17 protein-coding genes are annotated in these 15,874 nt (G+C 35.2%); 10 read left to right on the top strand and 7 right to left on the bottom strand.

From position 1 onward, the window contains the following. Window positions 1-430: 430 nt before the first annotated feature. The 4 genes from PQ963_10865 to PQ963_10850 are packed head-to-tail and all read left to right on the top strand — an operon-like array spanning window position 431 to window position 3,971. A complete protein-coding gene (locus PQ963_10865) occupies window positions 431-997 on the top strand; it encodes an XTP/dITP diphosphatase (GenBank protein MEN4030160.1) in 567 nt (188 codons plus the stop codon). 32 nt (window positions 998-1,029) lie between these two features. Continuing rightward, complete coding sequence (locus PQ963_10860) at window positions 1,030-1,431, top strand: 30S ribosomal protein S15 (protein ID MEN4030159.1); 402 nt, start codon at window positions 1,030-1,032, stop codon at window positions 1,429-1,431. After that, window positions 1,397-2,755 (top strand): DHH family phosphoesterase, encoded by a 1,359-nt coding sequence (locus PQ963_10855; protein ID MEN4030158.1) that lies wholly within the window; start codon window positions 1,397-1,399, stop codon window positions 2,753-2,755. Before PQ963_10860 ends, PQ963_10855 begins: the two co-directional genes overlap by 35 nt. Before the next feature lie 4 nt (window positions 2,756-2,759). Then, the gene (locus PQ963_10850; GenBank protein MEN4030157.1) at window positions 2,760-3,971 is read left to right on the top strand and encodes an aconitase X catalytic domain-containing protein; all 1,212 of its coding nucleotides are present in this window, start codon (window positions 2,760-2,762) and stop codon (window positions 3,969-3,971) included. 56 nt (window positions 3,972-4,027) lie between these two features. Here PQ963_10850 and PQ963_10845 read toward each other — a convergent pair whose 3' ends face one another. Together PQ963_10845 and PQ963_10840 are read right to left on the bottom strand one after the other, a co-directional pair. Beyond that, window positions 4,028-4,702 (bottom strand): HAD family hydrolase, encoded by a 675-nt coding sequence (locus PQ963_10845; GenBank protein ID MEN4030156.1) that lies wholly within the window; start codon window positions 4,700-4,702, stop codon window positions 4,028-4,030. A gap of 18 nt (window positions 4,703-4,720) precedes the next feature. Beyond that, window positions 4,721-6,013, bottom strand: coding sequence for an amidohydrolase family protein (locus PQ963_10840; protein MEN4030155.1), 1,293 nt, complete (start codon window positions 6,011-6,013; stop codon window positions 4,721-4,723). 199 nt (window positions 6,014-6,212) lie between these two features. Between PQ963_10840 and hisG the strand changes: the two genes are divergently transcribed. Together hisG and PQ963_10830 are read left to right on the top strand one after the other, a co-directional pair. Further along, window positions 6,213-7,073 carry an ATP phosphoribosyltransferase gene (hisG, locus tag PQ963_10835; GenBank protein MEN4030154.1) on the top strand — a complete coding sequence of 287 codons (861 nt, stop codon included), beginning with the start codon at window positions 6,213-6,215 and terminating at the stop codon, window positions 7,071-7,073. 36 nt (window positions 7,074-7,109) lie between these two features. Beyond that, a complete protein-coding gene (locus tag PQ963_10830; protein MEN4030153.1) occupies window positions 7,110-7,886 on the top strand; it encodes a fumarylacetoacetate hydrolase family protein in 777 nt (258 codons plus the stop codon). A gap of 6 nt (window positions 7,887-7,892) precedes the next feature. Here the strand turns inward: PQ963_10830 and PQ963_10825 are convergent, their stop codons facing one another. Beyond that, on the bottom strand, window positions 7,893-8,105 hold the full coding sequence (locus PQ963_10825; protein MEN4030152.1) for a hypothetical protein: 213 nt from the start codon (window positions 8,103-8,105) through the stop codon (window positions 7,893-7,895). A gap of 124 nt (window positions 8,106-8,229) precedes the next feature. Then, entirely contained in the window at window positions 8,230-8,517 is a 288-nt protein-coding gene (locus tag PQ963_10820; GenBank protein MEN4030151.1) for a ferritin family protein, read from the bottom strand. 282 nt (window positions 8,518-8,799) lie between these two features. Here PQ963_10820 and PQ963_10815 point away from each other — a divergent pair, with 282 nt between their 5' ends. The 3 genes from PQ963_10815 (at window position 8,800) to PQ963_10805 (ending at window position 12,389) form a co-directional block, all read left to right on the top strand. Then, window positions 8,800-9,780 (top strand): hypothetical protein, encoded by a 981-nt coding sequence (locus PQ963_10815; GenBank protein MEN4030150.1) that lies wholly within the window; start codon window positions 8,800-8,802, stop codon window positions 9,778-9,780. Window positions 9,781-9,790: 10 nt separating this feature from the next. Further along, window positions 9,791-10,762: a hypothetical protein gene (locus PQ963_10810; protein ID MEN4030149.1), complete on the top strand. Its 972-nt coding sequence runs from the start codon at window positions 9,791-9,793 to the stop codon at window positions 10,760-10,762. Between the two features lie 655 nt (window positions 10,763-11,417). Next, a complete protein-coding gene (locus tag PQ963_10805; protein ID MEN4030148.1) occupies window positions 11,418-12,389 on the top strand; it encodes a TRC40/GET3/ArsA family transport-energizing ATPase in 972 nt (323 codons plus the stop codon). Between the two features lie 75 nt (window positions 12,390-12,464). Here the strand turns inward: PQ963_10805 and PQ963_10800 are convergent, their stop codons facing one another. The 3 genes from PQ963_10800 to PQ963_10790 form a co-directional block, all read right to left on the bottom strand. Further along, on the bottom strand, window positions 12,465-13,805 hold the full coding sequence (locus tag PQ963_10800; protein ID MEN4030147.1) for a magnesium transporter: 1,341 nt from the start codon (window positions 13,803-13,805) through the stop codon (window positions 12,465-12,467). A gap of 116 nt (window positions 13,806-13,921) precedes the next feature. After that, on the bottom strand, window positions 13,922-14,371 hold the full coding sequence (locus PQ963_10795) for an Lrp/AsnC family transcriptional regulator (GenBank protein ID MEN4030146.1): 450 nt from the start codon (window positions 14,369-14,371) through the stop codon (window positions 13,922-13,924). A 189-nt stretch (window positions 14,372-14,560) separates the two neighbouring features. Then, a complete protein-coding gene (locus tag PQ963_10790) occupies window positions 14,561-15,133 on the bottom strand; it encodes a potassium channel family protein (protein ID MEN4030145.1) in 573 nt (190 codons plus the stop codon). A 215-nt stretch (window positions 15,134-15,348) separates the two neighbouring features. On the opposite strand from PQ963_10790, the gene nadE reads away from it, so the two are divergent. Beyond that, the coding region (gene nadE, locus PQ963_10785; GenBank protein MEN4030144.1) for an NAD(+) synthase at window positions 15,349-15,874 on the top strand (526 nt) is incomplete at its 3' end.

Genomic DNA, 15,874 nt, shown 5'->3' with positions numbered 1-15,874 from the left:
AGTATTCCTTTCATTTTATCACGCTCCTTTCAGATTCGTGATTTTAATCTTAAAAGGCATTATATAAACTTTTTTCGGTAAATAAGCACTTAATAACACTTTATTTTGTTACCACAAACACCGAAATTTATATAAAAATGAAAAAACAATATTAAATAACTCCATTATATTTTAAGGCCATGAAATCTATTAAAACCTATATATCAAAATATAGTTAAGTGCATAATGTTTTTGACTTTGGGTTCAAGTACGTTTCGATCCAGTTTTTTGCGAAACTGCTGAAAATCTCCGATTTTCGAGGAATTTAATACATCATCATTTGCTAACTTATCACGCAGGTGTTTTTGGATCATAACAAAATATTACACCCTGCACAATAAATATAAATTCACTTTACGATCTACTGATTATAAATTTTCAAGGAAATAGCATGGTAAAGATAAACTTTATAACAGGGAATGAACACAAAGTAAAAGAAGCCAGAGGAATTTTTGAAAAATTTGGCATTTCACTTGAGCATACAGATCTAGGATACCCTGAAATACAGGGAGACCTTGAAGATGTTGCCAGATACGGCGCAAAATATGCTGCAAACAAGTTAAAAAGACCTGTAATAGTAGAAGATGCTGGTCTTTTTATTAAAGCCCTGAAATGGTTTCCAGGAACTTATTCATCCTATGTGCAGGAAACTTTAGGCAATTATGGTATTTTAAAGCTCATGAAAGATGTTGAAGACAGATACGCCGAGTTCAGGTCGGTTGTTGGGTACTGCACTCCCAAATCCGAGCCCGAGATTTTTTTAGGCACTGTTAAGGGACATATATCATACAAAGAGCGAGGAAGTTATGGATTTGCCTATGACCCGCTTTTTATTCCAGAAGGATTTAATAAAACCTTTGGAGAGCTTATAAGAAGTGAAAAAAATGAATTTTCTCACAGACGTAAATCACTGGAGAAATTTGCATCCTGGTTAACTGAGAATGCAGATGGTGATTAGTCCTAATAGAAAAATAATTTAGAGGTGATTTTATGGCAGTTAAGCCTGAATGGATTGAATATTCAAATGAAGAAATTGAAGAACTAATTTTAAAATTAAAAAAAGAAGGAAACTCCACAAGCATGATAGGAATAGTTCTAAGAGACCAGTACGGAATTCCAGATGTAAAACTCATAACAGGTAAAAAAATAACCAGAATACTTGAAGATCACGGTCAGAAACTTAAATACCCTGAAGATCTCATGAACCTCATAAGAAGGGCTGTTAACATAAGGGACCACCTGGAAGAAAATCCAAAAGACCTTCACACAAGAAGAGGCTTAAGAATCATCGAATCTAAAATAAGAAGATTGGTTAAATACTATGTAAGAGAAGGTGTACTTCCTGAAGGATGGAGATATGACCCAAGAAGCGCAGCGCTCCTTGTTAAATAGGGCTGATGAGGCATGCTCCCTTATAAAAGAGCATATAAATAAGAGACATATTGTGAGAGTTATCTCTCACAATGATTCTGATGGATTATCCGCCGCTGGAGTAATGTGCAATGCAATATCCAGACAGGGAGGTAAGTTCCACGTCACAATAATTCCACGTGCTTCAGAGGAATTTATTCAAAAATTAAGGGCAGAAAAATATAAAATATTTGTTTTCCTTGATATGGGGAGTGCATACCCTGATTTAATTAGCAAGCTTAAAGGGGATGCTGTTATATGTGACCATCATCAGATACCTGATTATGATGACGACGGCCTTCAAAATTTAATTCATGTTAACCCTCATCTATTTGGAATGGATGGAACTCGCGATGTAAGTGCTTCAGGAATTTCTTACATATCAGTAAGAGGAATGGAAAACGCTGATCTTTCAGGACTTGCGCTTGTAGGCGCCTTTGGAGATATGCAGTGCAGCGATGAAATACAGGGAGTTAACAGAATGATTCTTAACGAGGGGATGCAAGCAGGGATCATAGAAGAACATGAAGGCCTTAAAATAACATATAAAAAGGAAGAACCCGTATACAAGGCACTGGCATATAGCTTTAGCCCCGCCCTAAAAGGCATTTCAGGAGACCCTGAAGGAGCCAGAGCATTCCTCTTAGAACACGGATTATCCTATGGAATTAAATTTGATGATCTATCAGATGAAGAGAAAGATCTTCTTAAAGAAGAGCTTACAAAAATTAATCCCCGAATATTTGGCAAAATATACAGTGTGCCACGTGAAACACCCCAATTAAGAAATATCGAAGATTATTCCAGAATTCTTGATGCCTGCGGTAAAAATAAAAAGTATGGCACAGGCGTCAGCATCTGTATAGGTGAAAGAGAAGAAGCACTAAAAGAAGGTATTAAATTAGACCAAAAATACAGGGACAATCTGATTAAAGGAATAGAATGGATTAATAAGGAAGGTTCAGTTCAATTAGATAATATACAATACATTTACACTGAAGATAAGGAGAAAAAGCGCCTGGTAGGTACAATATCAAGTATTGGACTTGAACTTGAAATTTTAGACCCAAATAAACCGGTTATAGCCATATCCCGGATGCATGATATAATAAAAATATCTGGAAGAACTACCATGCCCATGATTAAAAAGGGTGTGGATCTTAGTTATGCGCTTGGTGAAGCTGCAAAAAGTTTTAATGGAACAGGCGGCGGCCATACAATTGCTGCAGGTGCTGTAGTGCCCTTTAAAGATATGGATAATTTTATAGATATTGTGGATGAAATTGTGGGAACCCAGATAAAGTGATCACATGTACCTAACACCTCAAGAAGAAAAAATGTTAGAAGGCGAATACGGGCCTTCAGCCCAAAAAAGTATGGAAATACTGGTAGCATTAGGAGATATTTATAATGCTGAAAGACTGGTTAACATAACATCTGCCCAGATATCAGGAGTTTCCTACAAAACAATAGGCGATGCAGGCCTTGAATTTTTAGAAGACATGGCTAAAGATGCCCGGATCATGGTTCCATCAACCCTGAACCCTGCAGGTGTAGATCTTGAAAGATGGAAAGAGCTTGGATTTTCAGAAGAATTCACCAAAAGGCAATTAAAAATAATTGAAGCCTACAGAAAAATGGATATAACCACCACCTGTACCTGTACCCCCTATCTTGTTGGAAACGTTCCAGTAAAAGGAGACCATGTTGCATGGTCTGAATCATCTGCTGTAGCATATGTAAATTCAGTTATAGGTGCCAGAACAAACAGAGAAGGTGGTCCTGGTGCGCTTTCAGCTGCAATCTGTGGGAAAACTCCAGAATACGGTTATCATCTCGATGAAGAGCGAAAAGCCAGTTTGATCGTGGAAGTTGAAGATGAAATTAAAGGAGTAGATTACGGTGCTACTGGTTATTTAGTTGGGAAAGCAGTGGGTGATGGTGTGCCTTATTTTAGATTTAAAAACACTTCCAAAACTGATGATCTTAAAGGTTTAGGAGCTGCACTTGCATCATCCGGCGCTGTGGCACTTTATCATGTTGAAAATTTAACTCCAGAATATGAATTTGCCCTTGAAGGACTTGAAAGCACTGATTTAGAAAAAATAAGTGTTGATAGAACAGAAATAGATGAAATCAGGGAAAAACTTTCAACAACGAGCAGAAAACCTGATTTAATATGTTTAGGTTGTCCACATGCATCCATTGAAGAAATTAAGAGCATTGCAGAAAAGATAGCTGGAAAACAGCTTAAAAATGAGTTATGGGTGTGCACATCCATTTCCACAAAAGCTGCAGCTGATAGAATGGGTTACACAGACATAATAGAAAAAGCCGGTGGAAAAATGGTATGCGACACCTGCATGGTAGTGGCCCCGATAGAAGAGCTTGGATTTCAGGTTATTGGGGTTGATTCAGCTAAAGCTGCCAATTATGTGCCCAGTATGTGTGGACTGGACGTTGTTTTTGATGATCTTCCAAATCTTCTAGATTTTGAGACCCCGGAAACATATCCTAAATAATTCTCTGGTCAAAGCATGCGACAAAATATACCATAACTAAGTTGTCAAGACACTGTTCACTTCATTACAACATTCAAAACACTTTTTGTCTTCCTCAAATCATCAAAAAGAAAATCAGGATTGTATTCTTTAAGTTCATCCATTGAATAGGTACCTGTTGCAACAGCAATTGTCTTAGCATCTGCTTCAAATCCTGCTTTTATGTCTCTGGGTGTGTCTCCAATTACAAATGTTGTTCCATTAAAATTATAGCTACTTTGAGCTTTTTTAATGGCAGCTTTAACCAGTTCAGTCCTATTTATGCTATCGCTTCCAAAACCCCCGAACTTAAAATAATGGTTAATATGGATAGATTCAAGCTTCCCCCATGCAATGGGCTCTAAATTTCCGGTGACTAAACCCAGTAAAATTCCATTAGCATCTAATAATTCCAGTAAATCATTCACGCCAGGTAAGATATGAATCCTGTCCCTTTTCAGATTCTTCAGGAAGTAGTCTACAATCGTATCCATACATTCGGGAAGCTTGGAATAAATAATATCTTTTTTTAGCCCTGTTTTCTTTAAAACCTCGATTGCAATAGCTGGATCGGTCATTCCCCCATAATTAATAATTCTTATATCTGCATCTACTCTGTACACCTTTTTAAATGCATAGGAGAATGCATTATGATGGCACCCGGACCTGTCAATTAACGTTCTATCTATATCAAATAAGACTAATTTATCCATATTAATCAATTTACTGCTTTAACTTTTTGATAAGAGTTCTTCTACTGCTTTTTCAGCTAATTTAATTACTGAAGCTTCATCCAGTACTTTTAGTTCCCTGTTTTGCATTAATATTTCTCCATTACATATCACCGTATCAACGTCGCTGCCGTTAGCTGCATACACAAGATGCGACACCGGGTGCCTGAATGGAGATAAATGAGCAGTATTCATATCTAAAATAATCATATCTGCTTTTTTTCCAGTTTCTATTGTTCCTATCTCATCTTGAAGCCCTAATGCTTTTGCACCACATGTTGTGGCCATTTCAAAGACTTTTTGAGCTGGAAGTACTGTTGAATCCATAGTATCAATTTTTTGAAGCAGTGCTGCAATTTTCATCTCTTCAATCATGTCCATATTGTTATTTGATGCCGCACCATCAGTTCCAAGCGACACATTCACACCAACATCAATTAATTTAGAAACAGGAGATATCCCTGACGCTAATTTCATATTACTTGCAGGATTATGAGATAAATTAACTTCATTATTTTTAATAACTTCTATTTCTTTATCTGAAAGCCAGACTGCATGAGCTGCTATCACATCATCACCTAAAAACCCTATTTCATCCAGGTATTCAAAAGGCCTTGATCCATGAGCTTCAGTGACCTGCTGAACTTCAAATTCCGTTTCACTGACATGTATATGAATTTTAAGACCCATTTTATCTGCTTTTTCTCTAACCCCTCTTAAAAGTTCTTCAGAACATGTGTATGGTGCATGCGGCCCAAATGCAGCCTTAATTCTGCCATCTGCAGTGTCGTGGCATTTTTCAATTATTCGCAGTGTTTCCTTAAATTCAGTCCTTCGCTTCTCTTCATCGCCCAGATCAATCATTCCATGAGAGAGCATTCCCCTTAAACCAGCTTTATCAACTGCCTTTGCCACATCGTCCATAAAAAAGTACATATCGTTAAATGTGGTGGTTCCAGACTTTATCATCTCAATACAGGCAAGCAGAGCTCCTGCATAGCAGTATTCTCCTTTTAAACTGGCCTCAACTGGCCAGATATGATCATTTAACCATGCGTCAAGAGGTAAATCATCTGCAAGTCCCCGCAGAAGACTCATAGATAGGTGAGTATGTGTATTTACAAGTCCAGGCATTAAAACCTTCTTTTCACCATTAATAACTTCATCTGCCTTATAAATACCAGTTTTATCTGTTATTTCAATGATTTTATCATTTTCCACCACAACAGAGCCTTTTTTTATAGCACTACCTAAAATTGTGACGTTATCAATTAAAATGCTTCTTGTCTCCATAGGACCACATCTATGCTTAAATATAGCACATGAACTTAAAGATATTTTTGGTTTGCTTATAAAATCTTTAACTTCTAACATTACCTCCTGATCACTTTCTAATCCATAGAAGTACATAAATATCTAACCCTCCTAATTAACTAATAGTGCATTCATCATTTCATAAATCAAAATTAACTTGAACCTCAGGAGGATTTAAATGCAACTTAAAATTGCCCTTCCCTCCAAAGGAAGGATAAGTGACCCTGCAGTTAAGCTTTTAGAAAAAGCAGGGATAGGTATTAAAGATACGGCAAATAGAAAGCTTTTTTCAAAGACTCTGGATGAAGAAATAAGTGTGATGTTTACAAGGGCTGCAGATATCCCTGAATTTGTTGCTGATGGGGCAGCGGATCTTGGAATGACCGGCCTTGACCTGATTGAAGAAAAGGATGCAGATGTTGAAATATTAGAAGATCTTAACTTTGGAAGGGCAAAACTGGTTTTAGCTGTCCCTGAAGATTCCAGAATATACAATATTTTAGATATCGACCACGGAGCAGTTGTAGCTACAGAATTCCCTCATTTAACAGAAAAATACTTTAAAGACAAAGGATTGGATGTTAAAATAGTTGAATTAAGCGGATCAACTGAAATTGCACCATTTATCGGTGTTGCAGACATAATCACTGACCTTACAAGCACTGGCACCACCTTAAAAATGAACCACCTTAAAATCATAGATACCATTTTAAAAAGTTCTATAAAGCTAATTGCAAATAAAAACAGTTTTAAAGAGAAAAATGAGAAGATTGAAGCTGTAAGAACCGGTATCCGGGGAGTTCTTGATGCAGAGGGCAAAAAGCTGGTGATGATGAACGTGGACAAGGAATTTCTGGAAGATGTTAAAAAAGCAATGCCCGGACTTACAGGACCCACAGTCTCTCAGGTCTTATCAGATGAAGACATCGTGGCAGTTCATGCAGTTGTGGATGAGCATGAAGTGTTTAATATTGTAAACAAGCTTAAAAAAGTAGGTGCAAGAGATATACTGGTTGTCCCCATTGAAAGAATTATCTAAAATTTATAAACTTTGAAATTCCAGGAAATAGTGATTATGAAAGTTATACAATTTATAGCTGATGGAAAAGAAAAAACTGGATTATTAGAAGATAAAAACATAATAGAACTGTCATGTTCGATCCTTAAAGCAATTAACTCATCTTCTATCCAAAAATTTAAAAAAAGCCATGTTTACCTTTTAGAGGATATTAAAGTAAAACCTCCAGTTTCGCCTTCAAAAGTGGTGTGCGTAGGCTTAAATTACAGAGATCACGCCACAGAACTCAACATGGAACTTCCAGATGAACCCATAATCTTTATAAAACCTCCAACATCTGTAATTGGCCATTTAAATGACATAATTTATCCAAATACAAGTAGTCATGTTGATTTTGAAGCCGAACTTGGCGCCATTATTTCTAAAGAAGCAAAAAATGTAAAATCAGGAGATGCCGCAGATTTTATAGGAGGATATACTGCTTTAAATGATGTAACAGCAAGAGATTTACAACAAAAAGACGGCCAGTGGACACGAGCAAAGAGTTTTGACACATTCTGCCCAATTGGACCCTGTATTGAAACTGATTTAGATCCAACGAATCAGAACATATCACTCAAACTCAATGGAGAAATAAAACAAAAATCAAATACAAAAAATATGATATTCAATGTTTATGAACTTGTTGAATTTATATCAAACATAATGACTCTTAAACCTGGTGATGTAATAGCGACGGGAACTCCTCCAGGTGTTGGACCGATGAACATTGGAGATACTGTTGAAGTTGAGATTGAAGGGATTGGAGTGCTCAGGAATTTTGTTAAAAAATAAGATTATTTAGTCAGTGGAACCCGGATAATACCCTAATCCTAATGAAACCCCTATTGTATCTATTAAAATTCCCATTGTAAAAGCGGTGCCCAGACCCCCTACCAATGCTCCAGCTATTCTACGAAGTGTAGCTCGAGTAAAATAAATTATAATCGCCAATATTGCTGTATATCCTATTATTACATAGATAAAAACCTGATCTGGCGTAATTGTAACCATTTTCCCTCTAAATTCTTAATTTAGTGCAAAAATTAATAAGTTAGCAACAAATAGAAAATTTAAGCTCGAAATAGTATTTTATAATTATTTCAAGCTATTTAATACACTTTTAAAATTTCTTTCTTTATTTCTTTCCAGTTAGTTCTTCTACTTCTTCCCTACCTTTTTCCAATTCTTCCACCTGTTCGGGGTCTAACATGAGTAGCATGGTCTGAAATTCTCCTACATGAGTTTTTTCTTCCCGGGCTATATCTAAAAGAATCGCTTTTAGATCAGCGTTGTCTGTCATGTTTGCCATTTCTTCATAAAGGTTTACAGCATCTAATTCAGCTATTATAGATACACGTAGAATTTCCCGGTCCAGATCTTCCTGTTTTATTTTATTAATATCTATAGGTATTTTGGAAAGCATAATATCACCATTAATAATATTTATATGATTATAATTATATTTTTTCATCCAATCAAATTAAAATTCGAAGATAATCTTATTTTTAAAAATCAAATAAGAACAATCATGTTTAAGATTGTTTGTTCTTTAAAATTACTTTTTTTATTAAAATAAAGAGTTAATACTAAAATAGCATGATTATAAGTGATATTTAGTCATAACATAACAATTAATTTATATACAACCTCTATTTTATAATAAAAGTAGCAAATATAAGACCATTATGGATATAAGGAGATATAAATGGATCAAAAAGGCTATGTGATCAGCGGACTTTCTTTTCTTCTAATAATCCCTGCAATTTATCTGGTAGTAGTTTTTGCAGATATGGCCCACACAGGAAGCCAATCACAGGGATTACTGGTTCAATCTGACGTTGTATTTTCAACTTCAAGAGATATAGATGAAAATTTACCATTAATAGCAGTGAATGTGCTGCAAAAAACTGCAAATAATGTAATAGTAAGCGGTGATCCATTACAAAATAGCAGAATGACTGTAAAGGATAGTTTGCAAGAAAAAATAGACAATTTAACTAAAAACTATCATAACGAAGGAATTAACACCACGTGCAATATATTATCTATAAATACAGCCAAAGATCCTTTTAAAGTAGAAATAAATTCAACAATTTGCATAGTTAAGGGCAATATATCTCATAGAGAAAATTTAAGCCAGAATATTTCAATTATAGACCCTAATTATCCAATTCCTGACCCTCTTCCGTTTATACAGTGTAAAAATTTCGGTGGTGTTAACAATACAAGTAACAGAATTATTTACGGCTCAAGCCTTGTAAATTACCTTAAAAGCAAAAATATGACCAACGCAGAAGTTTATTTAAATGCAACATCTCCCCTTATCATCAAAAAATGTCCCTATGACTCCTACAAAACTCATGGCCAATCAAATAATCTAATTAATCTCAAAAATTGCATTGATAACGGATATTTCCATGAAAGCAGTGATGGAGCCTGTTTTTTATGCAGATTAGAAGGTAAGGCTACATGTTCACATTATGGAATGGAAACATTCATAATACCCTCTGTATCAACCAACGACACGTTAGACTATGCTCCCTGCTCAATCGATCACGTAATATTTAACAATACTATTTACAACGGATTTGAACTTATATACTATTTTAACAGTACTGATTTCTGTAAATTATATCTGGACAATGGGCACCGCTCCAAATACGGGATAGCAAATCATACAGGCTAATGGTGGTTTAATGAATAAAAAAGGCTTTATTTTGGATAAGCAGGGTCAGGCTTTCACACTGGATGTGATGCTGGCGCTGGTCATAATAACACTTATTCTTGGCATTTCAGCAGATGCAATTGATATGGCAAGCTATAAAGCCACTGATTACTCGGCAAGGTTTTCACTGGAAAGGGTGACCACTGACGCTGCAGACATGCTCATAAAAACCCCTGGATCACCTGATAACTGGGAATGTGGAAATAATAATCTTACAACACCGGGGCTTGCATTGATTGATCCTGAAACAGGCAAAGTCATTCCAAACACGCTTTCTGTAAAAAAAATCAGCGCACTGAAGAATAATTACAACTCCCTGATTTATGGAAAAGTTTTGCCCTATGGAGTTAATTCCAGTCTGATGATTTATCCAGCAAATCCTGAATTAAATCCCATTGAAATAATGAACAATAGCCCTGAAAATGCTGTGGAAGTTGCTGTTACAAATCGAACAGTGATTTTTGAGCCCCTGGACGTTAAAGCTGTAATTTACAATAATACCCACAAAAAGAACTATTCAGAAACCATATGTCCTAATCCTGACCATTCCTCTAATGAATCTCCTGGAAAGCCTAAATGGACCTGTCAAAACTTTAATATAACCCTAAGTGAATTGAATACAGCTGATTTCTATATTTTAACAGTGCCTGCAAATATAGGAGATAATTCTCCATCTTGGATAATAGATCGGCCTGAAAAAACCGCAGATAATGGAAATGGAGAAAAATTCAGTTCAACACCCATAAATGTTACTGGAAAAATTTCAAATTTACTTGAAAGTGATACTGAAGGAGTTTTATGGTTTCATGTTAGAACTCCTGGAAATAAAGATAGAAATTTTGATGCATATATTGTAAGTGTTCCAAAAGAGACTCCTAAAGAACAGATGAGTTTTAATCCCAATCCTCAACCCTGGTTTTTAGTTTTGCAGGTTTGGTACTAAAATCACTTCTAAAAAACATAATTCTCAAAATATCATTTATTATTCATATTAACTCCCACAAGCACTCTTGGATCACAAAAAATATTGAAGTTAACTTTTTATATAAAGAAGTAGCTATATATACAAGGTGAGTAAGTCCTTCTGAAAGGATGATGTCCACGTAGGTGGAATGGGAGCGAGTAAGAAAGGGTTCACCTATTCACTTTACTTCTTTTTTAATCACTCTCTAAAAATTTCTCCATGATCTTTAAAATTAAAAATTTTGAGGTTTTTTTATCGAAAAAAATGCGTCGAAAATCTATCAAGAAAACCAAATTTAGGAGTATATTTTCTATCATTTTTGTTAGGTTTTGGAGGAGAAGTTGGCTTTTTAGGTTTTGATTTTTTGAATTTTTCTTTATTTTTAAGAGATTCCCAATTGATTGTATCGTCAATGTATAAAGTATGGCTTAAAATTTCATTCTACTCCCTCTCAAAGGTAATATACAATTTTTATATCAGTTAAAACCTTATAATTTCTATTAAAAATAATATTTAATGAAACAAATTTGATAACATTATTTGGGTGGTGGAGTTAAATATAGAAAGAACAAAATGTAACTATAATTGATATCTGATTTTAATTGATTTAGAGTATTGATTATGGAGGATTAATATGGCATTTAAAGATCTTTTTAAATTCAACAAAGGAAAAACAACATTCGTATTCATTGGAGGAAAAGGAGGAGTCGGTAAAACAACTGTATCTGCCGCTACAGCATTATGGTTTGCAAGGCATGGTAAAAAGACTCTTGTTATTTCCACAGACCCTGCACACTCCCTATCTGACTCTTTTGAGCGGAACATAGGACATAATCCAACACCTATAGCTGAAAACCTTGAAGCAGTGGAAATCGACCCTGAAGTGGCTATGAAGGACTACCAGGCAAAGATGCAGGAACAGCAAGCTATGAATCCTGGTATGGATATGGGATTACTCCAGGATCAGATGGATATGGCTTCAATGGCTCCTGGTATTGATGAAACTGCAGCATTTGATAAATTCCTTCAGTACATGACCACTGATGAATATGACATAGTTGTATTTGATACTGCTCCAACAGGGCACACATTACGTTTACTTTCATTTCCTGAAATGATGGATTCATGGGTAGGGAAGATGATAAAGATCAGGCGCCAGGTTGGAAGCATGGCCAAGGCATTTAAAAACATTATGCCATTTATGGGTGATGAAGAAGAGGAAGACCGTGCTTTAGAGGATATGGAAGAAACTAAAAAGAAAATCAGGGAAGCAAGAGGCGTTTTAGCTGACCCTGAAAGAACTTCTTTCAAAATGGTTGTTATACCTGAGGAAATGTCAATTTATGAGTCTGAAAGGGCTATGGAAGCACTTGCAAAGTATAATATGATGGCTGATGGAGTTATTGTAAACCAGATCCAGCCAGAAGAAGCAGATTGTGAGTTCTGTGCTGCAAGACGTAAAATACAGGAAGAACGTCTTAAAACAATCCATGAGAAGTTTGGAAAGCAGCTTATAGCACAAATACCGCTTCAAGCTGAAGAAGTTAAAGGTATGGATAAGCTTAAAAAGATTGGTGAAGTTCTCTACGAAGAGTCTGTAACTTAAATAAAATTATTCTATTCCATTTTTTATTTTAAAGTTTTATTTTAAAGTGTTTAATCAGAGTGTTGATAATATTTTTTATACTGCAGCCCCTAAAATTAAAAGAACTACGATTACAAGGCTGGTGGTAGCTACCGGGTCAGTCATACTTGTAGCTAACGGTATGACAATGTTATCAGGATCTAAGCCTTTCTTATATGAAATAACGCTTAAATAGAACGCCATTATCATTATTAAAGGTATAAGAATCATTCCTGCAAGGAAACCTATTAAAACCATTGCTTCAATTCCTGGCGATGGTATTCCTATAAAAACACCTGCAAAATGGGCTAAAAATCCAATGGTGGGATATATCATAACAGCAAGGATGAAAATTATTCCAAAGTTAACCAGTGCCTGTCCTGCAGGTTTAAGTGATGATTCCACAATACCTGCGTGCAGTCCTGAAGACAGCCTTGCACCTAATACACTTACAAGGCTTCCTCCTTGAGCTGAAAACATAGGGACCAGTGTTAAAATAATTGGATTTTGCAAAACCACATGCAACCTGTCTGTTAATATTGTACCTGCTGCTGTACCAAAAATAGAGGATATAAGAAGGGTGGGTATGCTCTGCTTTACAATTTTTTTAAGTTGTAAATCCCCTCTTAAGCCTATTAGAACTCCTATTATTCCAATTGCAATGAATATTAGGAATAATACCACTTCAAAAAACCCGTTTCTTATCCATAACAGGATTTGAACTGCTAAAATAATTGCGGGAAGAGTAAAAAGGTCTCCTGCATTGGTGATTAAAGGTGTTGTGACGTTATCAGGATCCCATCCGTTTTCATAGCTTTTAAGTGCAATTAAAATAGTTGCTGGTAACATCAGTATCCCTGAAAAGATCCCCCCTAACACAGATATTACTGTAAAATCAACTATTCCCATGCTTTCAAATCCAAGAATAAGTGAAAATATCTTGGCCATGAAAGCAAGAAAAATAGACATCACAACAGTTAGAATCATAGCTGAGATAATATTCTGGTTTAAAATATCTGATCTTTTAAGTTCAGGAGAGAGTATACCAATATGGAGCTGTGAACTTAGACGTGAACCTAAAGCCCCAAAAATATTTCCCCTCATACCAATTGATCCAGGTATAAGAATCAAAAGCCCTGGGAGCGCCTCTATTTGTCCAGTCATGTTACTTAATAAAATACCTGCTACAAGACCTCCTAAAGTAGCTACAATTAAGGCTGTAAAAGCTTCTCTTATAACCCTGGATACTTCCTTAAAAAATGATGCAATTCTATTAAATATTAAGGAAGGGACGGAAAGTGCTATTAGAGATTTTTTGGATAGTATGATTGAAATTCTGACCATCCAGTTTAAAATAAGCTGTACTTTTTGCCAGGTCCTCTTCAGTGCTTTCTCCATCCATTTCACACAACCACCCTGAAATCATGGTGTCTGCCAGTTTAAAGTAAAGCTTAAACAGACTTAAAACATGATAGTTTTTGCTTTTAATTACAGACATTTCTATCTTTTAATCCTTAAAATGTTGGAATATCTTCTTTAACGCGTTCCATTACAATCATTTCAGTTAAATCCTCGACACCATCAACTGAACGAATTTTAGCATTTATCAGTTGATTGAGTTCTTCAATACTCTGAACCCAGACTTTAATAAGAATATCATATTCTCCTGACACACTGTACACTTCTGATACTTCTTCAAGTATTGAAAGCCCTTCTTTAACTGATTCGTGTTTTTCAGACTCTGTCTGGATTATTATTATTGAAGTTATCTCCAGACCAACCTTCTGCCAGTCTGGTATCATAGTATAACGCTTTATTACATTGGTTTCTAATTTTTTAAGCCTGTTAGATATTGTGGCATCAGGTACGTTTATCTCTTTTGACATCTGAGATATTGTAATTCTTGAATTTTTAATTAAGGAACGTAGTATAGCCAGATCTACATCGTCCATTTTTCTATCCAACACCTTTTATGATAATACAAGAGAATATATATCCCAATCACTTATAAATGTTTGGGAACATTACCAATAACTCTTTAAAAAATGAGTATTTTTCCAATTTATTACCTGTAATTCAGTGATTTTTACATTTAATTTAAACCAGATATTATGCAAAAAATAGCCAGTAATCTGTAACATGTCTTGAAGCATTTAATCTTCACTAAATTCTTCATATTCAAGATCTTCAAGCTTAATTTCGCCTTTTGCAAGCTTTTCAAGCATAGATCCACCAGTTTCGTTTCCTTTGGCTATTAAAGTATCATCGGCTGCAAGCACAGTATTCTTATCAGGACCATAAACCCATGATTCATTTCTCCTTACTGCAATAACTCTCATCCCGGTTCGAGTGGCAAGTAAAAGTTCTCCCAGAGATTTATCAATTAATTCTGAACCCTCAAATATTTTTACTCTTATAATCATCTCATCCGACTCTTCCATAGCCATTTTAAATACAGGATGTGGTTTTATACCTTTTATAACCAGGTCTGCTATGTCCTTAGCTGAACCTGCTATTGTTTCTGTGGCTTCACCAACCTCAAGAAGAGCTGTTAATTTTTCTGCGTCCTCTACTGTTCTTGCAGCAAGGAGAGATTCTCTTTTGATTTGATAGTTAAGTCTGTTAATTTTGTTTTCAAGTTTTTTTACTTCTTCTGCGGCATCTTTACTGTTAAAAAGCAATGCTGAATAAGCTAAATCCACCATTAATTCTGACATGTTCTTCATTTCAATTAAAATGTCCTTAATACTTTTAGGCACCTTTCATCCTCCAGATATTACTATGTTTCTCTATAATATAGATACTTTTAAAAACTATTATAGGATACTAAATATATTTATTTGGACTTATGTTTAATATTAAAAAAATATAGAGATTTATAGAAAAATGAATAATATACTCTATTGAAATTAAAATTCATTTTTAACTTAGTGTGATTAAAATGCAAAATAGAATCATCGCCCCCTTAGATATGCAAAAAACAGTTGAAACTATAAGCAGTTTTATTAAGGATAAGTTAGATGAATCAAACTCAAAAGGACTTGTAATTGGATTAAGTGGGGGTGTAGATTCTTCATTGGTAGCCTATATATGCGCAAAATCCGTTGGAGCTAATAGAATACTTGGACTTGTGCTTCCAAGCGATACAACTTCCTCTGAAGATATAAAAGACGCTGTTAAAGTAGCAGAAGAATTAGGCATAAAATATAAGATTTTAAATATAGACCATTTAATAAAACCATTTCCTAAATTGTGTCCTGAATGCAGTAAGAGTAACCTTGCAAATGCCAACTTGAAGGCAAGGATCAGGATGATACTCTTATATTATCACTCCAATTCAATGCAGCGAATAGTTGCAGGAACCGGTAACAGAACAGAGCTGCTTGTAGGATACTTTACAAAATACGGTGATGGAGGTGTAGATATTTTACCAATTGGAGACCTTTACAAAACTGAAGTACGTGAAG

This window comes from Methanobacterium sp. (assembly GCA_039666455.1).
GTDB lineage: Archaea > Methanobacteriota > Methanobacteria > Methanobacteriales > Methanobacteriaceae > Methanobacterium_D.
This window is presented reverse-complemented; position numbering and strand designations above follow the sequence as displayed.